Annotated in this window: 26 protein-coding genes; 6 read left to right on the top strand and 20 right to left on the bottom strand. The window is 67.3% G+C overall.

Annotated features, from left to right (window positions below; translation table 11 throughout):
• Positions 1 to 15 precede the first annotated feature (15 nt).
• The gene (locus tag H0264_RS22540) at positions 16 to 1,278 is read right to left on the bottom strand and encodes a phthiocerol/phthiodiolone dimycocerosyl transferase family protein (RefSeq protein ID WP_181579377.1); all 1,263 of its coding nucleotides are present in this window, start codon (positions 1,276 to 1,278) and stop codon (positions 16 to 18) included.
• A gap of 171 nt (positions 1,279 to 1,449) precedes the next feature.
• Here H0264_RS22540 and H0264_RS22535 point away from each other — a divergent pair, with 171 nt between their 5' ends.
• Positions 1,450 to 2,367, top strand: coding sequence for an AraC family transcriptional regulator (locus H0264_RS22535; protein WP_181579376.1), 918 nt, complete (start codon positions 1,450 to 1,452; stop codon positions 2,365 to 2,367).
• A 15-nt stretch (positions 2,368 to 2,382) separates the two neighbouring features.
• Here H0264_RS22535 and H0264_RS22530 read toward each other — a convergent pair whose 3' ends face one another.
• The 6 genes from H0264_RS22530 to H0264_RS22505 form a co-directional block, all read right to left on the bottom strand.
• The gene (locus tag H0264_RS22530; protein WP_220139817.1) at positions 2,383 to 4,326 is read right to left on the bottom strand and encodes a serine/threonine-protein kinase; all 1,944 of its coding nucleotides are present in this window, start codon (positions 4,324 to 4,326) and stop codon (positions 2,383 to 2,385) included.
• A gap of 29 nt (positions 4,327 to 4,355) precedes the next feature.
• Positions 4,356 to 6,335, bottom strand: coding sequence for an outer membrane protein assembly factor BamB family protein (locus tag H0264_RS22525; protein WP_181579374.1), 1,980 nt, complete (start codon positions 6,333 to 6,335; stop codon positions 4,356 to 4,358).
• On the bottom strand, positions 6,332 to 6,997 hold the full coding sequence (locus H0264_RS22520; RefSeq protein WP_181579373.1) for a hypothetical protein: 666 nt from the start codon (positions 6,995 to 6,997) through the stop codon (positions 6,332 to 6,334). The genes H0264_RS22525 and H0264_RS22520 overlap by 4 nt, the downstream gene beginning before the upstream one ends.
• Entirely contained in the window at positions 6,994 to 8,268 is a 1,275-nt protein-coding gene (locus tag H0264_RS22515) for a serine/threonine-protein kinase (RefSeq protein WP_181579372.1), read from the bottom strand. Before H0264_RS22515 ends, H0264_RS22520 begins: the two co-directional genes overlap by 4 nt.
• Before the next feature lie 104 nt (positions 8,269 to 8,372).
• A complete protein-coding gene (locus tag H0264_RS22510) occupies positions 8,373 to 8,564 on the bottom strand; it encodes a DUF397 domain-containing protein (protein WP_181579371.1) in 192 nt (63 codons plus the stop codon).
• A complete protein-coding gene (locus tag H0264_RS22505) occupies positions 8,561 to 9,463 on the bottom strand; it encodes a helix-turn-helix domain-containing protein (protein WP_276514507.1) in 903 nt (300 codons plus the stop codon). The genes H0264_RS22510 and H0264_RS22505 overlap by 4 nt, the downstream gene beginning before the upstream one ends.
• Positions 9,464 to 9,737: 274 nt before the next feature.
• Between H0264_RS22505 and H0264_RS38305 the strand changes: the two genes are divergently transcribed.
• Complete coding sequence (locus H0264_RS38305) at positions 9,738 to 10,106, top strand: hypothetical protein (protein WP_220139816.1); 369 nt, start codon at positions 9,738 to 9,740, stop codon at positions 10,104 to 10,106.
• A gap of 86 nt (positions 10,107 to 10,192) precedes the next feature.
• Here the strand turns inward: H0264_RS38305 and H0264_RS22495 are convergent, their stop codons facing one another.
• The 6 genes from H0264_RS22495 to H0264_RS22470 all read right to left on the bottom strand — a co-directional run bounded on the left by H0264_RS22495 (position 10,193) and on the right by H0264_RS22470 (position 16,617).
• Positions 10,193 to 11,299 (bottom strand): trans-sulfuration enzyme family protein, encoded by a 1,107-nt coding sequence (locus H0264_RS22495; RefSeq protein ID WP_181579368.1) that lies wholly within the window; start codon positions 11,297 to 11,299, stop codon positions 10,193 to 10,195.
• Positions 11,300 to 11,416: 117 nt separating this feature from the next.
• A complete protein-coding gene (locus H0264_RS22490; protein ID WP_181579367.1) occupies positions 11,417 to 12,151 on the bottom strand; it encodes a dienelactone hydrolase family protein in 735 nt (244 codons plus the stop codon).
• 195 nt (positions 12,152 to 12,346) lie between these two features.
• The gene (locus tag H0264_RS22485; protein ID WP_181579366.1) at positions 12,347 to 12,673 is read right to left on the bottom strand and encodes a hypothetical protein; all 327 of its coding nucleotides are present in this window, start codon (positions 12,671 to 12,673) and stop codon (positions 12,347 to 12,349) included.
• A gap of 45 nt (positions 12,674 to 12,718) precedes the next feature.
• Entirely contained in the window at positions 12,719 to 14,368 is a 1,650-nt protein-coding gene (locus tag H0264_RS22480; protein WP_181579365.1) for a SulP family inorganic anion transporter, read from the bottom strand.
• A gap of 2 nt (positions 14,369 to 14,370) precedes the next feature.
• Positions 14,371 to 16,191: a phosphoenolpyruvate carboxykinase (GTP) gene (locus H0264_RS22475; protein ID WP_181579364.1), complete on the bottom strand. Its 1,821-nt coding sequence runs from the start codon at positions 16,189 to 16,191 to the stop codon at positions 14,371 to 14,373.
• A 96-nt stretch (positions 16,192 to 16,287) separates the two neighbouring features.
• Entirely contained in the window at positions 16,288 to 16,617 is a 330-nt protein-coding gene (locus H0264_RS22470; RefSeq protein WP_181579363.1) for an ArsR/SmtB family transcription factor, read from the bottom strand.
• A 141-nt stretch (positions 16,618 to 16,758) separates the two neighbouring features.
• On the opposite strand from H0264_RS22470, the gene H0264_RS22465 reads away from it, so the two are divergent.
• Both H0264_RS22465 and H0264_RS22460 read left to right on the top strand, forming a co-directional pair.
• Positions 16,759 to 17,574, top strand: coding sequence for an alpha/beta fold hydrolase (locus H0264_RS22465; RefSeq protein WP_181579362.1), 816 nt, complete (start codon positions 16,759 to 16,761; stop codon positions 17,572 to 17,574).
• A gap of 28 nt (positions 17,575 to 17,602) precedes the next feature.
• Positions 17,603 to 17,947: a zinc ribbon domain-containing protein YjdM gene (locus H0264_RS22460; RefSeq protein ID WP_181579361.1), complete on the top strand. Its 345-nt coding sequence runs from the start codon at positions 17,603 to 17,605 to the stop codon at positions 17,945 to 17,947.
• A 2-nt stretch (positions 17,948 to 17,949) separates the two neighbouring features.
• Here the strand turns inward: H0264_RS22460 and H0264_RS22455 are convergent, their stop codons facing one another.
• The 4 genes from H0264_RS22455 to H0264_RS22440 form a co-directional block, all read right to left on the bottom strand.
• Positions 17,950 to 18,555, bottom strand: a complete 606-nt coding sequence (locus tag H0264_RS22455; RefSeq protein WP_181579360.1) for a class F sortase — start codon at positions 18,553 to 18,555, stop codon at positions 17,950 to 17,952.
• A gap of 17 nt (positions 18,556 to 18,572) precedes the next feature.
• Entirely contained in the window at positions 18,573 to 19,445 is an 873-nt protein-coding gene (locus H0264_RS22450) for a hypothetical protein (RefSeq protein WP_181579359.1), read from the bottom strand.
• 161 nt (positions 19,446 to 19,606) lie between these two features.
• The gene (locus tag H0264_RS22445) at positions 19,607 to 19,978 is read right to left on the bottom strand and encodes a LapA family protein (protein ID WP_181579358.1); all 372 of its coding nucleotides are present in this window, start codon (positions 19,976 to 19,978) and stop codon (positions 19,607 to 19,609) included.
• 41 nt (positions 19,979 to 20,019) lie between these two features.
• Positions 20,020 to 21,081, bottom strand: a complete 1,062-nt coding sequence (locus tag H0264_RS22440) for an ion transporter (protein ID WP_181579357.1) — start codon at positions 21,079 to 21,081, stop codon at positions 20,020 to 20,022.
• Positions 21,082 to 21,214: 133 nt separating this feature from the next.
• On the opposite strand from H0264_RS22440, the gene H0264_RS22435 reads away from it, so the two are divergent.
• Positions 21,215 to 21,646 (top strand): type II toxin-antitoxin system Rv0910 family toxin, encoded by a 432-nt coding sequence (locus H0264_RS22435; protein WP_181579356.1) that lies wholly within the window; start codon positions 21,215 to 21,217, stop codon positions 21,644 to 21,646.
• A 6-nt stretch (positions 21,647 to 21,652) separates the two neighbouring features.
• Here the strand turns inward: H0264_RS22435 and H0264_RS22430 are convergent, their stop codons facing one another.
• Entirely contained in the window at positions 21,653 to 22,444 is a 792-nt protein-coding gene (locus tag H0264_RS22430; protein ID WP_181579355.1) for an SAM-dependent methyltransferase, read from the bottom strand.
• Between the two features lie 165 nt (positions 22,445 to 22,609).
• On the opposite strand from H0264_RS22430, the gene H0264_RS22425 reads away from it, so the two are divergent.
• Positions 22,610 to 23,575, top strand: a complete 966-nt coding sequence (locus tag H0264_RS22425; RefSeq protein ID WP_181579354.1) for a 5'-nucleotidase — start codon at positions 22,610 to 22,612, stop codon at positions 23,573 to 23,575.
• A 49-nt stretch (positions 23,576 to 23,624) separates the two neighbouring features.
• Here the strand turns inward: H0264_RS22425 and H0264_RS22420 are convergent, their stop codons facing one another.
• Complete coding sequence (locus tag H0264_RS22420; protein WP_181579353.1) at positions 23,625 to 24,821, bottom strand: RNA polymerase sigma factor; 1,197 nt, start codon at positions 24,819 to 24,821, stop codon at positions 23,625 to 23,627.
• Positions 24,821 to 25,159, bottom strand: coding sequence for a YciI family protein (locus H0264_RS22415; RefSeq protein WP_181579352.1), 339 nt, complete (start codon positions 25,157 to 25,159; stop codon positions 24,821 to 24,823). Before H0264_RS22415 ends, H0264_RS22420 begins: the two co-directional genes overlap by 1 nt.
• Positions 25,160 to 25,202: the final 43 nt, after the last annotated feature.

The raw sequence follows: 25,202 nt of genomic DNA, 5'->3' as shown, positions 1-25,202 counted from the left end.
GTGGCGAAGATCCCGCTAATCCAGGGTGAGCAGCACGGATTCCACTGCGGCGACGCGTTTCTGGGCCGTCTCGGCGTCGAAGGGACCGCGCAGCTCGATGGCCAGGCGATCTTGGAACGACGACAGGATCCAGGTGCCGGGCGGGCCGATCGGTGCGTCCGGATCGAAGGGCGGCTCGTTCATGACGCTGCGGAAGTCGTCGAATTCGAGCCCGGCGGGCGACCGCAGCGGGGGTACGAGGCCCCAGTTGGTGGAGACCACCGCGATGGGACGCTCGTCCTCCGGCAGCTGCATGAGGCGTGCGATCGCCGCGGACATATTGTCGAAGAACGACAGTCCGGCCTGATGTATCTCCTGGCTGTCCAAGCCTTTTCGCAGCGCGTCCGTGACCGCGCGGGCGAGGGCGGCCAGGTCGGTGAGGTCGCCGGAAGGAACGAACTCCGCGAACCCCAGCGGGTCGGTGGCGGCCTGATCCGGCACGATCGGCTCCACCCGGGTGCGCAGGTTGACCGGATAGCTGTATTTGATTCGCTCCGGAGCGATTCCCCGCAGTTCGGACTCCACCCGCATGATCGCGGCGGACACCACACCGTTGAGGGTCGTCTCGTGGCTGCGCGCGTAGGCGAGCAGCGCCGCGGTGGCGTCGGCGGACAACCGGAATCGTGCTGCGGCGCTGGTGAATACGCGATCGGCGACGGCGGGACCCGGGATCACGGGTGCGGGTGTCTCGCCCGCGGCGCCCTGTTCGACGGGTTCGGCCGCAATGCCGTTGTCCGCCTTGACGATCCCGCGCTCGGCGAGCATCTGCTCCAGCGACTGCGGATAGTCCCACACGATGGCGTCCACCGGATTGCCGCCCACCGTATCCGTGTAGAGCGACCACAGATCCGCCAGCAGCGCGAACGAGTGATAGCCATCGGCAATGCTGTGATGGGTGAACAGCGTGACCGCGGCCCGCTCCCCGTCGAGCGCCACATGCAATCCCGACAGCGCCCGGGTCTGATCGGCGCACACGCCGGACATCGGCGCGCCGATCTCGCCCGTGGTGACCACGACCCCCGGCAGCGGTCCGGGCCGGGCCACGATCGCATGCCCGCCGCCCTCCGGTTCCAGCACCGCCGCCAGCACCGGGTACCGTCGCCGTAGCAGCGCGAACGCCGTTGTCAGCGCGGCGATATCCAGCTCTCCGCGCACGCGCACGGAGTAGCCGATATAGGCGCCCGCCATGGCGAAGATCTGCTCACTGGGGGCGAGGGAACGGATACGACCAGCAGACACACAGGCTCCTCGAGGAGTTGGGATGGTGGAACGACCGCGCAATCCACTATTCCGTCCGGCATTCGCGTGTCACCACCGCCTGTGAGATAACTAATCTCGGTTGACAGACAGCGAACCACCCCGCCTCGCCGCCTCATATCCCATTCGTCTCGAATGAGTATCCTTCGCGGCATGGATGTTCTCAGCGAGGTACTGGCCACCGCGCGCACCGGCAGCCCCGCCTCCGGGATGTTCGTGCGGCACGCCCCGTGGGGCCGCGCGTACCCCCGTATCGAGAGCGCCGGCTTTCACGTCGTCCTGCAGGGCTCGTGCTGGCTCACCAGGCCCGGCGCCGACCCGATCGCGCTGGGCGTCGGCGATGTGGCGTTCATGCCGCGCGGCGTGGCACACGACCTCCTGGATCAGCTGGACTCCCCGGTCACCGAGACGGCAGGCCCGTCCGACGTACGTTTCGTCGAAGGCCCCGGCGCCGCCGCCACCCTGCTCTGCGGCTCCTATCAACTGGCGACCGACCGCACCCACCCGATGCTGGCCGAACTCCCCGAGGTGCTGCACATCCCCGCCCGCCTCGGCAATCACCCCTCCGTCCGCGCCACCGTGGACCTGCTCGCCGACGAACTCACCGATAATCGCCCCGGCAGCGACGCCGCAGTGCCCCCGCTCCTGGAACTCCTGCTCCTCTACCTCCTCCGGGCTTGGATAGCCGACACCGCCTCGCACGAAATGTCCGGCTGGGCAGCGGCTTTCGCCGACCCCGACGTGTCGGCCGCCTTGCGCGCCATCCACGAGGCCCCCGCCCACCCCTGGACCGTCGAATCCCTCGGCGCCCGCGCCGGCCTCAGCCGCGCCGCCTTCGCCCGCCGCTTCACCACCCTCGTGGGCGAGCCACCGCTGGCCTACCTCACCCGCTGGCGCATGATCATCGCCGCCCGCCTGCTGCGCGACACCGACTCCCCGCTGTCCACCATCGCCCGCCACACCGGCTACAGCTCCGAATACGCCTTCGCCAAAGCCTTCAAACGCGAATACGGCACCGCCCCGGGCCAATACCGAAAGTCCGCCACCGACGTGCTGCTGGTGGGGGCGTGAGCGCGGGCATCCGCGTCATCCGAGATCGATGACGGAGACGGTGCCGGAGCTGGTGTTGGCCACATAGAGGCGATTGTCGGGCGACATGACCAGGCCCTGAGGGTCCTGGTCGACGCGGATGGTGTCGACGATCGCCGCTGTGGCGGTGTCGATGACCGAGATGGTGGCGGTGTCCCCACTGGCCACGTAGGCCCGGGAGCCGTCGGCGGAGAGCGCCGCACCGGTGCCGCCGGTGCCCAGATCGACTGTGCCGGTGACTGTTTCGGTCACCAGATCGAGGATGATGGCGGTATTGGCGGTCCAGGTGGTGACGACGGCCCGGGTGCCGTCGGCGGAGACGCCCAGGCCCCTGGTGCGTACGCCGACGTCGATGGTGGTGACCGTGCTGCTGGCGGTATGATAGATCGAGATGTCGTTCTTGCGTTGATTCATCAGGCTGTATTCGGCGATGATCCACTTGCTCCCGTCCTGCAGCGGCCAGACCTTCCGAGGCGATTGCGCGATCGGGATACGTTCTCCCACAGGGGTTTTCTTCTCCGCGTCGAATACGGTGAGGCCGTTGCCGTCCGGGGCGTAGACGTACTTGCTGTCGAGCGAGACGTCCGGATGGCGGGGTGATTCGACCGGCCCCAGTTCACCGACTTCGGCGCCGGATTCCGCGTCGAGGATCTGGATGATCTTCCGCGCGGCGACAGGTTGGTAGATGCGACGTCCATCGGGCGATACCGCGGCATTGTCCTCGAACATGGCCGTATCGAACTTCACGGTCCGCAGCGAGGTGTTGGTCTTGGTGTCGATGAACTGGACACCGCCGCTCACGCCGACGACGAACAGCTGCGAGCCGTCGGCCGACAGCGACACCTCCGCCGGGCTGAGCTGGACCGGAATCCGCACCGCACGAACAGGATTCGTGGTCGACGGGCCAGCGGGAGTGCCCGCGGTGCCGGCATTGCCGGTGTCACGCAGCACCGTGTACGCGAGCCCGCCCGCCACGGCGATCATGATCACCGCCAGCAGCGCGAGGACGAGCACGGCCGGTCGGGTCCGCCGGGGCCCGGCATCGGGAATGGTGACCTCGGCGTGCCGGGTGACATCGGCGATGATTCGCGAATACGCCTGGGTGCCGTCCGCGACGGCGGTCGGCAGCCAGCCGCGCGGCGCGGGCAGGTGGGAGCGGTTCAGGACCGTGAGCAGGTCGATCGGCCGTGGGCGCTGTGCCGGGTTCGGTGACAGGCATTGGGCGACAAGGTCTCCCAGCGTCCCAGGGGGCGCACCGGACAGGTCCGGGGCACCGTTCGCGACCCGCATGAGCAGCGCGACCGCATCGCCGTCACCGAACGGGCCGCGACCGGATGCGGCGAAGATCAACACCGATCCGAGGGAGAAGATGTCACCGGCGGGCCCGACGAAATCGCCGCGCGCCTGTTCGGGCGACATGAATCCGGGTGTGCCGATCACTCCCCCGGTGATGGTGACCGTCTGGCCGTCACCCAGCGATTGGGCGATGCCGAAGTCGATCACCCGGGGGCCGTCGGGGGCGATCAGCACATTCGAGGGTTTCAGGTCACGGTGGACGACGCCGGCGGCGTGGATCGCCTGCAGGGCCTCGGCCATTCCGCGCGCGAGCTCCCACACCGATTCCACCGGGAGCGGACCGAATCTCGCCACCACTTCGTCCAGGGCCGGGGCGGGAATGTATTCGGTTGCGCTCCACGGCATCGGGCCGGAGACGTCGGCGTCCACCACCGTGGGTGCGTGGAATCCGCCGACCGAGCGGGCGGCCTGCACCTCGCGGGCGAAGCGCTGCCGGAACTCGCGATCGCGGGCCAGGTGGGCGTGCACCACCTTCACCGCGACCAGACGGCGGCCCGGGGACAGGCCGAGGAAGACCTCGCCCATACCGCCCGCGCCCAGCCTGCCCAGCAGACAGTATCGGCCGATGGTGCGCGGATCATCCACGGCGAGAGGATGAATCGGCGGTGGCGTGTTCATGCGCTGATCGCGTAGAGGTTGCGGTCGTTGCCGCCGACGTAGATCGCGCCGGAGCCGAAGGTGACGGCGCCGAGCGTATCGGGGGTGCCGTAGGCCCACCGCTGTTCACCGGACGCGATATCGAGGGCCAGCACCTGTTTGGCCGCAATGCAATACACGGAGTCCTCACCCACCGCGAGGGTGCGCGACAGGGTGTCGTCGGTGCGATACAGCCAGCGCACCGTGCCGTCGGCGGCATCGAAGGCGTAGGCGCGAGAGTCGCCCTGGACGAACACCGTGTCGCCGCGCACCACCGTCGACGAACCGCCGAAGCGAAACCGCCACTTCTCCGCACCGGTCGCCACATCCAGCGCGCGGAAGACGTTCGAACTCGAAACGTACACCGCGCCACCGGAAATCACCGGGGTGCTCAGACCGTAGATCTCGTCTTTCGGGTCGCTCATCTGCCAGCGCACCGCGCCCGTGGCGGCGTCCAGCAGGCACACCTCGTGTGCGCCGGTCACCGTGACCACGGCACCGTCCGCGGCGTAGATCGGCACCACATCGACCTTCGCGTCGGCGAGCGCCGTCCACCGCCGCGCCCCCGTCGCGACATCGAAGGCGACGATCCCGTTCTCACGGGTGGAGGACACCGAGCCGAACACCAAGCCGCCAGAGGCGGCGATGGCGCTGCTGATCTCCGAGTTCTCCCACAGCTCGGCGCCCGTCGCGGCGTCGAAGGCGAAGATCCCGCGCGCGGAATTGGTCGCGAACACCCTGCCGTCGGCGTACACCGGTCCGTGCGAGAGCTGCTGCTGCATAACGCCTTTCCAGCGGATCGCGCCGGTGGCGATATCGACCGCGTACACCGAACCATCGATGCTCCCGGCGTAGACCGACGTGCCGTCCACCGCGGGCGGCTCCGGCGAGTACGTCTTGTCGACGAAGGTCCCGATGTCGGCCTTCCACAGCAGGGTGCCGCCCGGCTTACGCTCCGCGGCAGCCTCTTTCACGTCCGAGCGGTCGGCGATGAGCTTGGTGGCGACGGCGGCTCCCGCCAAGGCCGTCACACCGACGGCGGCAGCGGTCAGGATCGCGCGGCGGCTCGTCTTTCGTTCCCGCCCAACCGGTTCGACGGGCGGCGGGGTGGCGAGTGCCTGCATCATCGGTTGCGGCAGCCAGTGATTCGACGGGCCCGCGCGGTGGTCGCGCAGCGCCTCCAGCAGCGCCGCCGTCCCGGGGCGCGCTTCGGCGTCTTTGTCCAAGCAGGCCAGGATGATTCGGTACAGCCGCCCTTCCCGCAGTCCGGTCAGGTTCGGCGCGGAGTAGGCCACCCGGCTCAGCACCATCGCCGTGGTCTTGTCCTCGAACGGTCCGTGCCCGGTGGCGGCCAGAGTGAGCACCGAACCGAGGGAGAACACATCTCCGGCGGGACCTACGTCGCCGCCGAGGACATGCTCCGGCGACATGTAGCCGGGCGTGCCGATGAGCGCGCCGGTCGCGGTGACCTGCTGGGTCTCCGCCACCAGCTTGGCGATGCCGAAATCGATGACGCGCGGACCGGATTCGGTGAGCAGCACATTTCCTGGGGTGAGATCCCGGTGCGTGACGCCCGCCGCGTGAATGGCCGCCAGCGCCTCGACGATTCCGGCCGCCAGCTCCTCCACCGAGGATTCCGGCAGCGGGCCGAAGTCGGTGACGAGCTGCTTCAACGACAGTCCCGCAATGTATTCGGTGGCGAACCACGGTTGCGGCGCTTCCCAATCGGCGTCGACGACGGCCGCGGTGTAGAAGCCGCCGACGGCGCGGGCGGCCTGGATCTCGCGCGCGAACCGGGCCCGAAACTCGTTGTCGCGGGCCAGATGCCGATGCACGACCTTGATGGCGACCTGCCGCCCGCCCGGTGAGCGGCCGAGCAGCACATCACCCATTCCGCCGGATCCGAGGCGTCCGATCACCCGGTACGGGCCGATCGCCTCCACCGCGTCGGTGGTCACCGCAGCCGCTCCAGCATCAGGCGCGCCTGCGCCTCGGCGGCCTGGCGCACCTCGTCGCGGTTGGCGTGGATGTCGTAGCCGGAGACCCGCAAAATGGTGACTACGACGAGATTGTCGTCCTTGGCATGCACCGTCGCCTCGATATCCGTGCGCGTGCCGGAGCTGGCGTCCTCGAGCATGTAGTACGCGGACTCACCCAGCCCGGAGATCGCGGCCGCAGTCGTATTCGCGGAAGGATTCGCGATTTCGTTGGCCTTCGACTCTTCGAAAATGCCGCTGTCACCGCCCCAGTCGTAATTGGCCTGCGCGGAGAAGCTCGCATTCTCGAAATCGGCGCGGCATTCCAGGCTGCCGCCGACGCCGCCGGAATTGGTCTCCTCGTGCAGCGGCTTGCCGGCGGCCGGGTAGCCCATCGCCACGATGGCCGCCAGATCGACTGCGTTACAGGCGTTCTCGACCTTGCCGGGCTTGTATTTGCCCGCCTGCCTCGGGTCATGACTGCCGGGTTCGAAGGTGGTCCCATTGCCCACCGTGGTCTTCCCGGCGTCGTTCTTATCGTCGCCGCCCGACAGCACCACCACCGCGAAAACCACCACCGCGGCGAGCACCAGCACGCTCACCGCCGCCACCGCCCACGGCAGCCTGCCCCGCATCGAACTCACTTCAGTCTCCCGAGCACGGTGTCCGCCTGATGGCGGCACAGCGCCCCCAGCTTCTCGCGCGTGCTGCCGTCGTCCTCGGACAGATACACGTCGACGATGGCCACCACATTCGACTGCAGGAATCCGAGCATGCAGCCGATCTGCATGCTGTCGCCCTTGTTCGGTTCGTGCACAACCAGATACGCGTCCTCACCGAGCCCGGTCACCGCCTGCGCGGTAACCCCGGACCCGGTGGAACCGAGCCCGGAGGCCCGATGCATGTCCCACAGCTTGTGCACCATGTCGATCTGATCCGACACCTCGATGTGCAGCAGGATGAACCCGTGCTCGTTCATGGTGCTGCACTCGAGCGAATCCGCGACCGACGGCAGTTCGATCATGTCCCCCATCGGGGTGCCGGACTGCTTGCCGATCACCTTCTCGACGGCGGGCATATCGAGCAGTGCGCAGGCGTCGCCGAGACCGGCCGCAGTGTATTTCGGGGCCGCACCGGCACTGCCCGTGGTGCTCGCGCCACCGCCCGCGGTGCTGTCACCGTCGTCACGGGTCGCGGCGACAACCCCGACCACAGCCAGAATGACCACGACCAGCAACCCGCACGCTGCCGCGATGATCCACGGCAACCGGCTCGACGAATTCGACTGCCCGGGATCGTGATCCGGCCGCACCGGCGTCGTCGCCGCGTCCGGCGGAATCGGTGTGGTCGCGGGATCGGGCGGTATCCAAGCGGTCGCGGAATCGGGGCCGTTCTGCGTCATCTGCCCGCCCCCGGGCTGCGGCGCGCCTCCCACAGGCTGCTCGCTCACCGGCCCATCCGCCAGCGTCGCCGCCAACTCCCCCGCCTTCGGCCGACCGCTCGGATCATCGGATAGGCAGCCCGTCAACACCGCCCGCAGCCCCGCGGGCACGGCCTCGAGCCCGTTCTCCCGGAACGGACTCCGCCCCGTCACCGCGAAAACCAGCACCCCCGCAAGCGCATACACATCACCGGCAGACCCCACCGTCCCGTCTACCGGCGGCCGTGCCGTCCCCAGCCGAGCCCCGTCCGGATACATCAACACCGTCTCCGGCCGCAGATCCCCGAACACCCGCCCCAGCGCATGCATGGCGGCCAGCCCCTCCGCCAGCCGCACCCCCATCGCCCGCACCACCGCTTCCGGCAACGGACCATGCTCCGCCACAACCCGATCCAGCGTCGGCGGCAACGCCTCCCCGCCTACCCCGACTTCCGGCGGCTCCGACTGTTCGGTGGCATCACCAATTCCCGACACGGCCAAGTCCTCCCTCTGGACCACCTCATCCAGCGCGGTGCGACTGTAACCCGTAAACCCACCCAGGCTCCCGCCAACCGATAACTTCCGAATAGTCGCCTAGCTCAACGCCTCCACACGCCACTGGCCAGGAACGAATCCCACGCGTGCGAGTCGAAGCGCAGCTCAGGCCCGCCAGGGCGCTTCGAATCGCGGACCCGCACCGAGCCCTCGTCGAACCTCACTTCGACGCAAGCGTTGGATGCCTCACTCCAACTCGACTTGAACCATTCGCCCGTGGGCGCATCGTGGGTCACGGCGCGCACTCCTTCGCCAATCGCGCCAACATGTTTCGTGTGTCGGCCTCATCCAAAGCTACCTCTCGCAAGGAGGAGATCGCTTTCTGGTACTTCTCGACCACTTCGTGGCGATCGTTGTAATCCCCACCGCCCAACGGCCGTTCGAGATAGACAACGGGCGGTTCGATCGGTCCTTTGGCGCGACGGGGGAAGGACAGCAGGGTGAAGCTGAGAATGGTCAGGCCCCGGTGGGAACCAACTGCGAAAGGAATCAGCCGAATGCTGATGTTGTCGCGTTCTCCCACTGCGCACAACCACCGAAGCTGCTCGGCCATCACGGTCTCGCCGCCGGGAAGATGACGCAATACGGCCTCGGAGAGAAGTGCCTCGAACACGAACCCCTCTTCGTTGAGCTTGGTTTGGCGGCGCTCGCTCAACTCGATCCTGCGTTCCTGATTGACGACGGTCATTTCGGGATCGTCGATCCGTGCGATCGCACGCCGGTATCCGGCCGTCTGCAACAGTCCGGGCACCAGTACCAACTGGTGAGTCGTGATGTGATCGGCGGACGCCTCCAACCGCAGCAAGTGCGGCAGATGCGACGCGTACTGATCGGCGTACCCGTGCCAGTACCCCTTCGAATTACCGTGCAACCTGGCCACTTTCGCCTGATCTCGGACTTCACCCCACAGCTCCAGAGCCTCCCTGCGGCTCTCCGGCTCCGCGCCATAGAACTCGAGCAACTTCTCGAGCTGCGGCGTGGTGATCTTCGTGAGCTCCCCGTCTTCCAGCCTCCGAATGGTCATCCGTGAGACCTCGATGCACAGCCCTGCCGAAAGTGGCGACTTCCCCGACTTCTCTCGCATTTCGAGCAAGAACTTTCCAAATGCTCTGCGCGAGACCGTAGTCCCAGCCATTTCGTTTGCCTCGCTATCTGAAAGCGTTCGCAGTGAGCACGTTCATGGTGTGCACCCATCATAATTCGTGCGCAGCACACCGTGAGCTGTTCACGAACACTGCTCGGGGTGTGTACTGGATCTCGCCAGCGAGACCATCGGCCGAGTCACCGCGACGGCAATCCATCCAGCCGGAACTGCCTACATTTCAAGGGGATTCCCATGCTGTCAGCCGTATTCCAGTTGCTTCTGATCCTCGCCGCCATGACCGTCATGGTCGCCACCATCGTGTGGGGTGTATCCGCCGACCGTTCCCAAATCCCGCCCGCGCCAAGGCATCGGCCACCCGCCGCCCACCGCCGGCACGGGCGACACCGAGCCCGGTGACGAAATGTATTCCAAACTCACGCACTACCGCATCCCCGCCACCGTCCACCTCAGCCCCCTCACGGTGAAATCCCTCCTCTGGCGCCACCGCAACTGCACCCCCGGCGACTCCCCCATCCCCTCCCCCGCCTCCTGCAACGCCCGCCGCCAACTCCTCCTCATCCACCACCAAAACGGCTGGACCTGGCCCATCCCCCGCCCTGACGAACCCAGCCGATCCAACCCGAATCCGATTGCGCGAAGCGAGCAATGGCGCGAACAACCGCCTCCCCCATAGCGGGGCCGCCGGTGTGGGAGTCGCGGGCAACCACCCGGCCTCCCGCAGCCGCTGCGGATTGCACGGCCGCCGCGGTCATGAAACTGCTAGGACTTCAGGGCCTGCGCCAAGTCGGCCCACAGGTCATCCGGGTGTTCGATGCCGACCGACAGGCGGATGAGGTCCGTGGGGATGGTCGGGACTTCGATGGGCCAGCGACGGCGGCGTTCGAGCGTGGACTCGACGCCGCCGAGGCTGGTGGCGTGGACCCAGAGGTTGGTGCTCTCGCACACGTGCTGGGCGCCGTCCGCGTCGCCGCCGAGTTCGAAGGCGAGAATGGCGCCGAAACCGGACATCTGAGCGGCTGCTCGGGCGTGGCCCGGGTCCTCAGGCAGCCCGGGGTAACGAACTCGGCTCACCCGCGGGTGCTCGAGCAGTCGCGCCGCCAGGAACGCGGCGTTCGACTGGGCGCGCTCCAGTCGCAGTGCGAGCGTGCGGAATCCGCGCAACGCCAGCCAAGCCTCCATCGGGCCCGGTATCGCGCCTTGACTTCTCCGGCGCAACTCCAGGGCCGACCAATGCTCATCCGTCTTGGTGACGACAGCACCGAGCACCACATCCGAATGACCCGCGATGAACTTCGTCGCAGAGTGCACCACGATGTCGGCGCCCATGGACAGCGGCTGCTGGAGCAGCGGCGTGGCAAACGTGTTGTCCACGACCACCGTGGCACCCGCGCGACGCCCCGCCGCCGCGAGCGCTGGAAGATCCGCAACCTCCATCGCCGGATTCGTCGGCGACTCGAGCCACAACAGATCCGCACCGGCGACCGCGGCCGAGACCGCCGCGGTATCGACAACACTCACCCGGTCGAGGCTGAGCCGTCCCGCGGCCACCTGCTGATCCAGCAGCGCCAGCACCCCGTTGTAGGCATGCTGCGGCGCGACAACCCGACCCCCGACCGGCACCAGATCACAGACCGCGGCAGCAGCCGCCATCCCCGAGGCGAAGCTCAAACACCGTCCACCCTCCAAAGCGCCCAGCGTCTCCTCGAACGCCGCCCACGCCTCATTCCCGAAGCGCCCATAACCCACCTCCCCACCCGCCACATAGGTCGAGGTGAACACCGGCGACCCACCCATCGGCGCATCCGCGACCCGAGCGGGCCGCCCGGCATGCACGACAACAGTGGAGGGATCCAGATCACGCATCATGCCTGCACTGTAAGCAGCGGGACAACGCCGCCACGGAACAGGGCCATCACTGCGAACGTTGGAGGTTCTCAGATCGGCGCTGCCCGTGGTTCTTTCGGCGTCGGCGCTATTTGTCGCCTACTTCAGGTGCCGGTTGAAGAAGCGGCTTGCTTCCTCGCCGGCGTACTGGGGGACGCCGGTGTGGCCGCCCATATTGGCGTGCAAGGTTTTCGTCTTGGAGGCGAAGGCGTCGAAGAGGGCCAGGGAGCGGTGGCGGTCGTTTCCTTCGTCGTCCCATTGGAGTAGGACATGAAGGGGGATGGTGACGTGGCGGGCCTCTTCGAGGATGGTGCGGGGGACGAAGCTGCCGGCGAACAGGACCGCGGCGGCGATGCGCGGGTCGACTGCTGCCAGGCGGGTGCCGATGGAGATCACACCGCCTGAATAGCCCACCGGGCCGGTGATTTCGGGCAGCGTGAGGAGGGCGTCGAGGGTGGTCTGCCATTCCGGGACCGCCTGGTCGACCAGCGGGAGGATGAGGCGGTCGATGAGATCGTCGGCGATCGGGCCGCCTGCGGCCAGCGCGCGGCGCAGGTCGGCGCGGGTCTGATCGGCTGCGGCGGAACGGGGACGGTCACCGCACCACGGGAGTTCGATGGTGGCCACGGCGTAGCCTTCCGCCGCGGAATGGCGGACCCTGGCCAGCAGTCGCGGGTACATTCTGCGCAGTCCGAGGGGAGGCGGGCTGACCAGGATCAACGGCAACTGCTCGGACGCGGAGGCGGGCGTCCACAGGATGCCGGGAATCTCGCCGACGGTGAATTCCCGCTCGAGAATGTTGTGGTCGAGGCGCTGTTCGGTAATGAAGTGCACGATCGTGCCTTTCGGGAGTGCTGTGGAACGGCGCTCCCGGACGACCTACCGCCCGACCGTGACCCCGGAGGGGAGCACCCATGTCGATACTGCGTTCACGGGTATCACCTCCTCGTCCTCTGGCACGGCGGGTGGAACGGTAGCAGTGACCGCCGGAGCCCGCCAACAGGTTTTCCGTCGTCGCACCGCGCACCCTCAGATCGACACCACCAGCATGTCGCGGTCGATATCGATGCCCTTGATCGCGAGATGCTGTTCCCGTATCGCCTCTTCGACGATCGCGACATTGTGGCCGCAGTGCATGACGACGGCCAGCGTGGTCGAGTCGAGCACCTGCGTCACAGCGTGATCGGAGACGAGGGAGTGACCGAGGCGTGGCAGTTCCAGCGCGCAGATCGCGCGTTCCAGATCCACGATCGGCTGCATTCGGCGACGGCGGTCGGAGTCGGGCGAACGGGGTGTCGACGGTGTCGCCACATGCGGTCTGCGCGTGCAGGATCGAATGCTGTTCGGAGTGACCATCGGTGACCTCCCTGCGGGGGAACGGGATTCGCGGATCGGAATGGATCAGGCGCGGCCCAGCGGACTGCCCGAGAGGGCGGGCACCAGCTCACGCGCGCGAGTGATGGCATCGGGGGTATGGGTGAGCAGGTGAGCGGAACCACCTGCCGGGAGCGCCCCGACCGCTTCGAGCCGACGGCGGTGGTCCTCGCGCAGACCGGACATGAGCACGACGATGTGCCGGTGTTCGAGTTTGCTGATGGCGTCCTTGAGAACCAGCGCGCCGGTGGTGTCGAGGGCGGTGATGTGGGACATGCGGAGGATGACGACGTGCACATTCGAGACCTCCGCCAACTCCAGCAGGAAGCGGTGAGCGGCGGCGAAGAACAGCGGGCCGTCCAGGCGGTAGGCGACGATGTGCTCGTCGAGCAGCTGGTGCTCCTCGGCCAGATGGTCGGCGTCGTCGAGTGGAATCTGGTGCAGGCGAGCTTCTTTCGCCACCGCGCGCAGGGCGAGCACGACGGCGATGCCGACGCCGACAGCGACCGCGGTGACCAGATCCAGGGCGACCGTCACCAGGAAGGTGATGCCCATGATGGCGGCGTCGCCCCGCGACGCACGCGCGATCGCGGCGAGGGAGGCCGTCTCGACCATGCGCACCGTGGTGGCCAGCAGTACTCCGGCCAAGGCCGCCAAGGGAATATGGGCGACCAGCGGCGCGGCCAGGTAGATGATCGCGGCCAGCACCAGTGCGTGCGTGAGCGCGGCCAGCCGGGTGCGCGCGCCGGAGCGGACGTTCACCGCCGTGCGGGCGATGGCTCCCGTCGCGGGGACGCCGCCGAACATCGGTGCGGCGATATTCGCCAAACCCTGCCCGAACAGCTCACGGTCGGGATTGTGGCGGGTGCCCACCGCCATGGCGTCGGCGGCGGTGGCCGACAGCAGCGATTCCAGGGCCGCCAGCGCCGCGACGGCCAGCGCGGGCGCGACCAATCCACCCAGCTCACCGAGATGAACGAATTCCAGTGTCGGAGCCTGCAATCCGGCCGGAATCGCGCCGATGCTGGCCAGCGGCAGGCCGAACGCCACCGCCACCATCGTGGCCACGGCGACCGCGACGAGCGCGAAGGGCAGCCGCGGCAGATACCGGCCACCGATGAGCAGGACCGCCGCCACGAGCAGCGCGGTCGCCACCGGCAGCGCATCGGGATCCGAAACATATTGGCGCACCGCGTCGAAGGCGACCTGCCACACCTTCTCGCCCTCCGCATCGGCGATCCCGAGCGCCGACGGGAACTGTTGCAACGCAATGACCACCGCGATTCCCGCGGTGAAACCCTCGATCACCGGGGCGGGCATGTATCGAACCGCCCTGCCCACCCCGGCGACCGCGAGCACCACCAGCGCGAGGCCGGCCATCAGCCCCACGGCCAGCACCCCGCCCGATCCATGCTGGTGGAAGATCGGTACGAGCACGACGGTCATCGCACCCGTCGGCCCGGACACCTGAAAGCGCGAGCCGCCGAAGATCGCCGCCACCGCGCCCGCGATCACGGCGGTCGCCAAGCCCGCCGCCGCGCCGAGGCCGGAGGAGATGCCGAACCCCAGCGCCAGCGGCAGGGCGACCAGCGCGACGATCAGACCCGATAGCAGATCCGCGCCCGGGGCGCGCAGGGCCGGACGCCAGTCCGACCAGACCGGCAGCAGCGCTCGCATCCTCAGAGCGCCTGGGCCAGACGCAATTTCAAGGCGGCGAGCTGCTCGCGCAGCGCCTCGGGCAGCCGGTTGCCGCCGATGGTGGCATACCAGTCGTCAATGGAGGCGATCTCGCGCACCCACTCGTCGACATCGAAAGCCAGTGCGGCAGAGGCGAGATCCCGATATCCGGAGCCGAGCCCATCGAGGTCGAGCGCCTCGGCGGTCGGCACGTAGCCGATCGGGGTCTCGATCGCTTCCGCCGAGCCGTCCAGACGATCCAGGGCCCACTTCAGCACCCGGACATTGTCCCCGAATCCCGGCCACAGGAACTTGCCGTCCGCACTGCGCCGGAACCAGTTGACCTGGAAGATCTTCGGCAGCTGGGCGCCCTCCCGCTCGGCCATGGACAGCCAGTGCGCGAAGTAGTCGCCGACGTGATAGCCGAGGAAGGGCAGCATGGCCATCGGGTCGCGGCGCACCACGCCCACCGCGCCCGTGGCCGCCGCCGTGGTCTCCGAGGACAGCACCGACGCGGTGAACACCCCGTGCGCCCAGTCGAAGGATTCGGCGACCAGCGGAATGGTGGAGGCACGCCGCCCGCCGAAGAAGATCGCCGAAATCGGCACGCCCCGCGGATCGTTCCACTCCGGCGCCACCGAGGGGCACTGGTCGATCGGGGTGCAGTAACGCGAATTCGGGTGCGCGGCAGGGGTTTCCGAGGAGGGCGTCCAGTCCTGGCCGCGCCAGTCGATCAGATGCGCGGGCGGCTGCTCGGTGAGCCCCTCCCACCAGACGTCCTTGTCATCGGTGAGCGCGGTATTGGTGAAGATGGAGTTGCCCGCCGCGATGGTGGCGATGGCGTTCGGATTGGTCTTGGCGCCGGTTCCCGGCGCCACACCGAAGAATCCGGCCTCCGGGTTCACCGCGTACAGCCGCCCGTCGGCGCCGAAACGCAACCAGGCGATATCGTCGCCCACCGTCTCGGCCTTCCAGCCCGGCAGCGCCGGCTCGAGCATGGCCAGGTTCGTCTTGCCGCACGAGGACGGGAACGCGGCCGCGATGTAGTGCGTCTTGTCCTGCGGCGACGTCAGTTTCAGGATGAGCATGTGCTCGGCCAGCCAGCCTTCGTCCCGGCCCAGCACCGAGGCGATGCGCAGCGCGAAGCACTTCTTGCCCAGCAGGGCGTTGCCACCGTAACCCGAACCGTAGGACCAGATCTCGCGGCGCTCCGGGAAGTGCGAGATGTACTTGGTCTTGTCGCACGGCCAGGCCACATCCTGCTGCCCGGTGGCCAGCGGCGCACCCACCGAGTGCAGGCACTTCACGAATTCCGTGCCTTCGGTGAGCTTTTCCCACACGGGTGCGCCGGACCGCGTCATGATCTGCATCGACACCGCCACGTACTCCGAATCGGTGATCTGCACACCGAATTTCGGGTCGGCCGCGTCCAGAGGCCCCATGCAGAAGGCGATCACGTACATGGTCCGCCCGGCCATCGAGCCCCGGTAGTGCTCGGTCATGACCGTGCGCATGTCGACCGGATCCACCCAGTTGTTGGTCGGCCCGGCGTCGGCCTGGTTCTCCGAGCAGATGTAGGTGCGGTCCTCCACCCGCGCCACGTCCTCGGGATCCGAGGCGCACCAGAAGGAGTTCGGCTTGCCCCGCAACGGCACGAAGGTGCCCTTGGCGACCAGCCCCTCGGTCAAACGATCCCACTCCGCACGGGAGCCGTCACAGAACACGATCGCCTCGGGCGCGGTGAGTTCGGCGATCTCGGCGACCCAGGACAGCAGGCCCTCGTGGTCGGTGGGTGCGGGCGCGGCGGTGAGGCTATCGGTCACAGCAGGTTTCTCCTTCACGAAGACTACTAGGTATTAAGTTTAGAAAGGCTGCAATCAGCGAGGTCAAGCGACCCCCCATGGCGGATGGAATGGGGGTCAGGCGGGGCTGGTCAGCGCTTCGGCCTGCCCGGCGACGACTCCGGTCAAGATAGCGCGCGCGGTGGCGAGCAGTTCCGCCACCTGCGGCGAGGTCAGCTCGTAGGTCACCGAGAGCCCTTCACGCCGCGCCGAGACCAGGCCCGCGCGACGCAGAATCGACAGCTGCTGCGAGAGATTCGCGGCCTCCACCCCGACCTCGTCGAGCATCTCCGAGACGGCGTGCTCACGTTCACTGAGCAGCTCCAACACCCGGATGCGCACGGGATGGCCGAGAGTCTTGAAGAAGTCGGCCTTCATTTGATAGAGCGGACGCTGCATTCCAGGCATTGCGCCCCTCCTTCTCCTCGTACCGACTCTGTCCAGGCAAACTACACCGCTGATTGCACAGTTTAGCAACCAGATGAATCGGGTCCGACGGCCCTCATCTACTGTGTGCGGCACAGTCGAACACGCGAAGAAAGAAGGAACATGCCGATCGCCACCCTCAACGGGATCGGAATCAGCTACGAGGTCACCGGGAACGGTCCGCTCGTCGTGCTGGTCATGGGAAGCGGCAGCCCGGGACGGGTCTGGCGCACCTACCAGGTTCCGGCGCTGGTCAAGGCCGGATTCCGGGTGGCTACCTTCGACAATCGCGGCATCGCGCCCTCGGATGAGTCCGTCGGCGGCATGACCCTGGACGATCTCGCCGCCGACACCGCGGCGCTGATCGAACACCTCGGCGGCGGGCCCGCGCACGTGGTGGGCCACTCGATGGGCGCGCGGGTCGTGCAGGAGCTCGCGCTCGCACGCCCCGATCTGCTGGGCAAGGCGATCATGCTGGGCGCGGTCGGCCGCGCGCACCCGCTCGCGCAGATGTACAACGCCGGCGAACAGGCGCTGTACGACAAGGGCATTCAGCTGCCGCCGGAGTACGCGGCCGCGATCAAGGCCATGCTCAACCTGTCACCGCACACCGTCGAGGATCCGGCCCGCGCCCAGGAATGGCTCGACATCTTCGAGTACAGCGCGGGTTCGCGTCCCGCCCCCGGCGTGCGCGCACAGCTGGGCATGGATCGCTCACAGAACCGCTTGCCGGCCTACGCGAACATCAAGGTTCCCAGTCTGGTCGTGGGCTTCACCGACGACAAGATGACCCCGCCGGCTTTCGGACGCGAGGTCGCCGCGGCGATCCCGAACGCCCGCTACGTCGAGATCGAGCGCTGCGGCCACTACGGCTACCTCGAACGCCCCGAGGAAGTCAATCGCACCATCATCGAATTCCTCACCGCCGCAAACACGTAACCATCCACCCGTCGCGAAGGAGTCGTCGATGACCGCGCTGCCCCCGTGCCCGTCCTGCACCAGTGAATACACCTACGAGATGGGCGCACTGCTGGTCTGCCCCGAGTGCGCCCACGAGTGGTCCGCGACCTCCGACGCCGACGGGCCCGCCGAGACGGTGATCACCGACTCCGTCGGCAATGTGCTCGCCGACGGAGACACCGTCACCGTCATCAAGAACCTCAAGGTCAAAGGCAGCCCCACCGGCATCAAGGCGGGCACCAAGGTCCGCAATATCCGCCTGGTGGACGGCGTCGGTGATCACGACATCGATTGCAAGATCGACGGTTTCGGCGCGATGCAGCTGAAATCGAGTGTCGTGAAGAAGGTCTGACCCTAGGTCACCGAATCGAGAGAGGAGAAGACGACCACGTTGGAGAGGTAGCTCTTGGCGTTCTGGTCGAAATCTCCTCCGCAGGTCACCAACTGGAGCGTCGCACCACCGCGGGGGCCGTAGACCAGCTGGTCGGGGAACTCGGATTTCTTGTACATGCGGACGTCGGTGACCTTGAAGTGGGCGGTTTTGCCGTCCGCTCGGGTCACGTCGATCATGTCGCCGGGCTTGACCTTCTTGAGCGAGAAGAAGATCCCTTCCCCCTGGTAGGAGTCGACGTGCCCGAGGATGACCGCGGAACCCTGCTCACCGGGGGCGGGCCCCCGCTGGTACCAGCCCGCCTGCTTGTAGTCGGCGGGGACCTGGACGGTTCCGTCGGCATTGAGGCCCAGGGAGATCAGCGAACCCGAGGCTTTGATCGAGCTGATCGTGAAGGCGGTCGGGGTCGATCGGCTGATCTCCGGGGCCGTGACGACAGCGGTCGTGGTCGCCCCGGCGTTCGAGGCCGGGGAGTCGTCCGCGGCGCAGCCCGACAGCAGTGCCGAGGTGATCGCCAGGGTGGCGGCGAGGGCGCCGAACAGGGTTCGGCGGGTTCGCTTCGTGCTCATGGTGTTTCGGCCCGTGCTCACCGCTGTGCGCTCACCTGGGGGGCCATCCCGCCCGCGCCGGTTTCGGGGGCGCCGCGCGGAATCACGTAGCCGCCCTCCGGAATACGGTCGGTGACCGCCGGGCCGCCGGGGATGCCGGTGCTCGCGGTCACGGGAATCGCCATGCCGTACACGGTGTCCGCGCCGGCTGCCGCGGCTCCGGCGAGCACCAGATCGACCCCGCCGAGCGCGCCGCCAGTGGCATTGCCACCGACCTGCGAACCGACACCAACCTGGACGCCACCGTTGGCATTGCCACCGACCTGCGAACCGACACCAACCTGTACGCCGCCATTGGCATTGCCACCGACCTGCGAACCGACGCCGACCTGCGCGCCGCCGTTCGCACTACCGTCGATCTGGGAACCGACACCGACCTGGACGCCGCCGTTGGCATTGCCGTCGACCTGCGAGCCGACGCCGATTTCCACGCCACCGCCGGTGTTTCCACCGAGCTCGACGCCGCCGCCGACCTGCCCGCCGGTGGTTCCCTCCCCACCGGCCTGCACGCCACCTCCGGCCTGCGCACCGCCATTGGCTTCGCCGCCCACCTGCACGCCGCCGCCGACCTGCACGCCGCCCTCGACGCCGCCGCCGAGCTGTACTCCCCCACCGGTATTCGCCCCCGGGGCCGTGGTGGTCGGCGGTGCCGACGCGCCGGCATTGGCGCCGGCTCCGCCCTGCACATCGACGCCTACCGTGACTCCCCCGGTGCCGACGCCCACATCCACACCCAATCCGACGCCCGGTGCGGGCGCGGTGGTCGTGGTGGGGTCCGCAGCCGCCGATGAGGCGCTGAGCGCGACGGCGATCGCGACGACCGCCGCAGCCGTGAATGTCCTTGACGACACTGTGTATTCGCTTCCCGAAGATCTGGTTCGACATCCCCTCCGTCGGTGTCCGATGACCGCCCGTTAGCCCGATTCATCCCCCATTTTGAAATCCTCGCCAACTTGGGGGCATTGCCGACTGGACGACTGCTCAATCCCCTAATCGGCGGCACCACAATCCCCTAACGAGACCCGGCCGCTCGGCGGAGCTGCCAGATGCGAGCCCCGCCGGCCAGCGCCATGAGGAGAACTCCGGCGATGGCCGCGAACAGCAGGGCCACGCCGAGGGGCCACTCGAAATCCCAGCCGAGGAACGAGATCACCACTCGCTGCGTGTTCTGCAGGATGAAGATCAGCAGGATGATCAGCACCACCGCGCCCGAGGCGAGGATGAGCCAGACACGACCGGTTCTGGTGTGCTTGATGGGAGTTCGGGGACGGGCCGGGGATTCGGGCTTGGCGGCGGGCGGCCGCACCGGCGCTGTCGGCTGCACCGGCGGTGCAGCCGGCCGGGTGGGAGGCGGGGTGTGCGGGGGTTCCGGTGTGCTCGTCATGTGAGTCGAGTACCCAGCGAAGCCGCGACCAGCGGGCGATCTCAGTGCCGGCGGATACCCCGGCGTTGCAGGCCGGCGCGGACCGTCGCGGTGGTCGCGCCGAGACGATCGGCGATGCTCGTGATCGATTCGCCGCCGCGGTAGAGCAGAACCGCCTGGGTGATCTCGGCGTCGCTCAGTTGCCGGTGCGGATCGGGGCGGTGGTTTCCGCTGTAGATGACCGTGGTGCGCGTGCCGTTGTGGCCATTGGTCAGCGAGTGGGCGGCGGGCTGCAGGGCACGGACTTCCGCGCGCAGCGCCGTCAGTTCGGTGAGAATCGCCGTGTAGGCGGCATTCTCGTCCGAGGTCTCCTGTTCGTGGCGTTCGCGATTCTCGTCTTCGCGCACATCGTCCGCGGCGCTCACCATGACGGCGAGGAACAGATTGAGGACGACGAATGTGGAGATCAGGATGTAGCCGAGGAAGAAAATCCAGGCGAGCGGTTTCTCGTCCATGACCGTGCGCGCGATGTCCGGCCACGCTTCGCCGGTCATGATTTGAAAGAGCGTCCACATGGAAGTGCCGAGGCTGCCGAAATATTCGGGCGTCACGCCGCCGAACAGTTTGGTGGCCATGACGGCCGCGACATAGAGCACGAGGGCCAGCAGGCCCAGGATCGATCCCATACCGGGAAGGGCCGCAAGGAGATTCGTCACGACCTTGCGCATGCTCGGCGTGGCGGAGACCAGGCGCAGGGCACGGAGAATACGGAAGGCGCGCAATACCGACAGGCCGCCCGACGCGGGCAACAGCGCCACACCCACCACCGCGAAATCGAAGCAGTTCCAAGGGTCCCGGAAGTATCCGAGGCGATATGCGTAGAGCTTCAACAGCATTTCGATGACGAAGATCAGCAGTGCGACGGAATCCACGAACGAAATCAGCCCGCCCGCAACGGACATCAGATAGTCGGAGGTTTCCGCCCCTAGCGAGACGGCATTGACTAGAATTATCGCGACAATGAATTTCTGAAACCTGGGTGAATCCACCAACTTTCGTGCACGTTCGCGCTGCAAAACAGAAATCCTCCTGATTCGGCACCATGCGGTCGTCAACACTGGCATATCGAGCGGAGCGAGAGTATCTGCGATTCGACCGGATTGTACGGTGCCGCGCCCCCACCCTCGGCGGCTTCGCCGAAACCCCGGGGAGCGCCCGAGTTAAGGGCTACGACATGTAACAGATAGCATCGTGCGCGTGGCCAAGCTCAAGGTTTCCGTAGACGTTCCGATCCCGCCCGACCGGGCCTGGTCGCATGCCTCCGACCTGCCCGAACTGGATAAGTGGCTGACCCTGCACGAGGGCTGGCGGGGGCCGGTGCCCGAGGGGCTCACGCCGGGAACGCGACTGGTCGGTGTCGCCACCGTCAAGGGTTTCCGCAATCGCGTCACCTGGACGGTCAAGGCGGCGGAGCCGCCGAACCGGCTGGTGCTCAATGGTTCCGGGATAGGCGGCACCAAGTTCGGGATCGAGCTGCGGGTATCGCCGACCGCGGCCGGGTCGAAGGTCACCGCCGACTTCGAACTCGGCGGTGCGCCACTGTTCGGACCCATCGGCTCGGCGGTGGCGCGAGCCTTGCGCGGGGATATCGAACGGTCGATGGACCGTTTCGTGCAGCTCTACGGCTGAACGCGATCAGGGTTTGCGCGCAACGCCGCACCAGCAGGAGACCTTGGCGTCGAACGACGGCCCGAATTCGGCGGCGTCACCGAGCCGCCAGCGATGCGGCGGCACGACGCCGGGTTCGACGAGCTCCAAGCCGTCGAACCAGCGGCTGACTTCGTCGTAGGTGCGGACCTGAGCGGGAAGCTTGCGGACCCGGTACACATCCTGCGCGGCCTGCACCTGCTCCGGCGCGAAATCGGCGGTAATGGTGCAGATCACGAGATGGGAACCCGGTGCGAGCGCATCCAGGAACGTCGAAATGATCTGCGGAACATCGTCTTCGACGAAATGTAGTAGCGCGATCATGCTCAATCCGACCGGCTCGCTCAGATCGAGGGTCTCGGTCAGCTCCGGCGCCAGCAGCACCGAACTCGGTACGGTGACATCGCCATCGATATAGGTCATCGCCCCGGACGCACTGCTCGGCATGAGCGCGCGGGCGTGCGCCAGCACCACCGGATCGTTGTCCACATAGACGACACGGGATTCCGGCGCGACCTCCCGCGCGATCTGATGCAGGTTCGGCTCGGTCGGGATCCCGGTGCCGATATCGAGGAACTGCCGAATCCCCGCCTCGGCCAGGAAGCGGGTGCTGCGCTGCATGAACTGCCGGTTGACCCGGGCGGCGGTCCGAATATCGGGCCACGCCTTCAGTATTTCCTCCGCGGCCTGCCGATCGACCTCGTAGTTGTCCTTGCCGCCGAGGAAGTAGTCGTAGACCCGGGACGTGTGTGGCTGCTCCAGAGGGAAATCTCCGTCCATCCGAATACCACTTCGCTCCCCCGATCGGGCTGTCGATGTACTCGAACAGGCTAGTCGGCCTTCGGCGCGAAATACGGCCAACACACGAAAACGACCCCGGATCACCGTATTCCGGGCCCGCGATCCTCGCTCGCCCGAGTTCTTGGCCGATGCCACAATGCTGGTGTGGCTTACAGTCTCGATAATCGGCTCGTCATCGGCGTCGCCTCGAGTGCCCTGTTCGACCTGCGGGAAGCCGATGCGATATTCCGGACGTCCGGGGAGACTGTCTACCGGCGGTATCAGGAGGAGCATCTCGACGACCCGCTCGCGCCGGGGGTCGCTTTCGAGTTCATCCGGCGAATCCTGCTGCTGAACGATCTGTCGCCCAGCCCATCCGACCCCTTGGTCGAGGTGGTGATCATGTCGCGCAATGATCCGGATACGGGCCTGCGGGTGATGCGGTCGGTCGCCCACCATGGGCTGGGAATCACGCGGGCCATCTTCACCGCCGGGTCGTCGCCGTACGAATTCATTCCGGCACTGAATATTTCGCTGTACCTGTCCGCGGACGACAAGGCCGTCCGCGCCGCGGTCGACGCGGGTCACCCGGCGGGATTCGTACTCGACTCGACCGCCGCGAACGACGCCGGGGAGGAGCTGCGCATCGCGTTCGATTTCGATGGGGTGCTGACCGACGACACCGCCGAGCAGATCTACCAGAGCAAGGACATCGTCGCCTTCCACGCCAGCGAATCGGCACAGGTCGCCCAGGCGCATCCCGACGGATTGCTGCTGCCCTTCCTCAAGGCGCTGTCACGGATTCAGCAGGTCGAACGCCGGCGCCACGACACGACGCCCGGTTACCGCCGCCGCCTGTCCATCTCCATCGTGACGGCCCGCAACGCCCCCTCCCACGAGCGGATGATTCGAAGCCTGGGCCAATGGAAAGTCCAGGTGGACAACGCATTCTTCCTCGGCGGCATCGAAAAGGGCCGCATCATGCAGGTATTGCGGCCCCACATCTTCTTCGACGACCAGCAAGCCCATCTGACCGGGACGAGCAAATACGCACCATCGGTGCACGTGCCGTTCGGCAGATTGAACCAGCGCTCGGAGGAACTGGCCGGAACCGGCGACTCGGAGAGCTGAAATCACGGATCGCCGGCACGCCGCAAGCGTCACTCTGCCACGACGGTCGTCACTGGATCGGTCCCGCCATGCGTTCGCCCAGCAGATCCTGTTGCGCGGCATTGGCGGTGAGCGCCAGCGCACGCCGATCGGCGGTGTGCGCTTCCGGGTTCCTTCCGAGTGCGCGCAGGAGTTCGGCGCGGGTGGCGTGGAGCAGATAGTGGTCGTCGAGTTCCGGGACCAGTGCGTCGATTTCGCGCAGGGCGGCCTCCGCGCCGAACACGTAGCGGAAGGCGGTGACGCGGTTCAATCGGATGATGGGCGTGGGGGCGAGGTCCAGGAGCAGGTCGTAGAGGATGAGGATTTGCGGCCAGTCGGTGTCCTTCCAGGCGGGGGCTTCGGCATGGCAGGCGACGATCGCGGCTTGGAGCTGGTACGGGCCCGGACGGTGTTGTGCCGCAGCGCGTTCCAGCAGTCGGGTGGCGTCGGTGATCGCCTCGCGGTTCCATCGGGAGCGGTCCTGATCCGGAAGCAGGATCAGCGAGCCCGCGGCGTCGAAGCGGGCTGCGACGCGGGCTTGATGCAGCCGGATGAGGGCGAGCAGCCCGAGCACCTCGGGTTCCCTGGGCATGAGCCAGGCCAATGTTTCGGCGAGGTATTCGGCGTCGTCGGTCAGGTGCCGGGCGTGGGCGTGCGCACCGCCGCTGGTGAGGTAGCCCTCGTTGAACAGCAGGTAGATAACGGCGAGCACCTGGGCCAGGCGCTCGGGCAACTCCGGTTCGGTGGGGATGCAGTACGGGATTCCGGCCTGGGTGATCTTGCGTTTGGCGCGGGTGACGCGCTGGGCGATGGCGGCTTCGGTGGTGAGGAACGCCGATGCGATCTGGGCGGTGGTGAAGCCGCAGACAGTGCGTAGCGTCAAGGCCACCTGGGCTTGCCGGGGCAGCGCCGGGTGACAGCAGGTGAAGATGAGTTTGAGGCGGTCGTCGGGATCCGATCGCACCGGCCAGTCGAGCTGAGCGAGCTTGTCCCGGTACACATTCTGCCGTCGCAGCACATCCAGACCGCGGCGACGGGCGACCGTCAGCAGCCACGCGTCGGGATGCTCCGGAATGCCTTCGACGGGCCAGCGCTGCAAGGCGGCTTCGATCGCGTCCTGCATGACGTCCTCGGCGGCGGCGAAATCACCGAGGACGCGCATCAGGCACGCGGTGAGCCGGCCCGCATGGTCGCGGACAGTACGGGCCAGCTCGGCGTGAACATCCATCACATGGCCGGCCGGATCTCGACCAGCGGGCAGCCCGGCCAGCTGCGCGCCAGCGTCATCGCCTCATCGAGGTCGGCGACATCGACTTCGGCGTACCCGGATACGACTTCTTTGCCCTCGACGAAGGGCCCGTCGGTGATCACCGCGTCGCCGCCGGAGAGCCGCATGGTGGTCGCGGTGCCCGCATCGGCCAGTTTCCGATGATGGGTGACCTTCGCCGCGTTCTCCGCGAACCACCGGTGCACGGCTCCGTAAGCAGCCTGCCGGTCGTCGTCGTTCATCGCCGCGAGCTCCTGGGCGAACTCCTCGGTCTCGACGAACATCAGTACGTACTTCATGGTTTCCTCTCCTCGATGTCGGAGCAGCGGGCGGGATACCCGA

It is taken from the genome of Nocardia huaxiensis (assembly GCF_013744875.1).
GTDB classification, from domain to species: Bacteria; Actinomycetota; Actinomycetes; order Mycobacteriales; family Mycobacteriaceae; genus Nocardia; species Nocardia huaxiensis.
The sequence above is the reverse complement of the archived record's forward strand: the minus strand, read 5'-3'. Positions and strand labels throughout refer to the sequence as shown.

What these genes read in the sequence shown, in the direction of transcription:
- H0264_RS22535 (WP_181579376.1), top strand. Translation starts at nt 1,450, where the DNA reads ATGGATGTTCTCAGCGAGGTACTGGCCACCGCGCGCACCGGCAGCCCC.
- H0264_RS22505 (WP_276514507.1), bottom strand. Translation starts at nt 9,463, where the DNA reads ATGGCTGGGACTACGGTCTCGCGCAGAGCATTTGGAAAGTTCTTGCTC.
- H0264_RS22495 (WP_181579368.1), bottom strand. Translation starts at nt 11,299, where the DNA reads ATGATGCGTGATCTGGATCCCTCCACTGTTGTCGTGCATGCCGGGCGG.
- H0264_RS22485 (WP_181579366.1), bottom strand. Translation starts at nt 12,673, where the DNA reads ATGGTCACTCCGAACAGCATTCGATCCTGCACGCGCAGACCGCATGTG.
- H0264_RS22480 (WP_181579365.1), bottom strand. Translation starts at nt 14,368, where the DNA reads ATGCGAGCGCTGCTGCCGGTCTGGTCGGACTGGCGTCCGGCCCTGCGC.
- H0264_RS22470 (WP_181579363.1), bottom strand. Translation starts at nt 16,617, where the DNA reads ATGCCTGGAATGCAGCGTCCGCTCTATCAAATGAAGGCCGACTTCTTC.
- H0264_RS22465 (WP_181579362.1), top strand. Translation starts at nt 16,759, where the DNA reads ATGCCGATCGCCACCCTCAACGGGATCGGAATCAGCTACGAGGTCACC.
- H0264_RS22460 (WP_181579361.1), top strand. Translation starts at nt 17,603, where the DNA reads ATGACCGCGCTGCCCCCGTGCCCGTCCTGCACCAGTGAATACACCTAC.
- H0264_RS22455 (WP_181579360.1), bottom strand. Translation starts at nt 18,555, where the DNA reads ATGAGCACGAAGCGAACCCGCCGAACCCTGTTCGGCGCCCTCGCCGCC.
- H0264_RS22445 (WP_181579358.1), bottom strand. Translation starts at nt 19,978, where the DNA reads ATGACGAGCACACCGGAACCCCCGCACACCCCGCCTCCCACCCGGCCG.
- H0264_RS22440 (WP_181579357.1), bottom strand. Translation starts at nt 21,081, where the DNA reads ATGCCAGTGTTGACGACCGCATGGTGCCGAATCAGGAGGATTTCTGTT.
- H0264_RS22430 (WP_181579355.1), bottom strand. Translation starts at nt 22,444, where the DNA reads ATGGACGGAGATTTCCCTCTGGAGCAGCCACACACGTCCCGGGTCTAC.
- H0264_RS22420 (WP_181579353.1), bottom strand. Translation starts at nt 24,821, where the DNA reads ATGGATGTTCACGCCGAGCTGGCCCGTACTGTCCGCGACCATGCGGGC.
- H0264_RS22415 (WP_181579352.1), bottom strand. Translation starts at nt 25,159, where the DNA reads ATGAAGTACGTACTGATGTTCGTCGAGACCGAGGAGTTCGCCCAGGAG.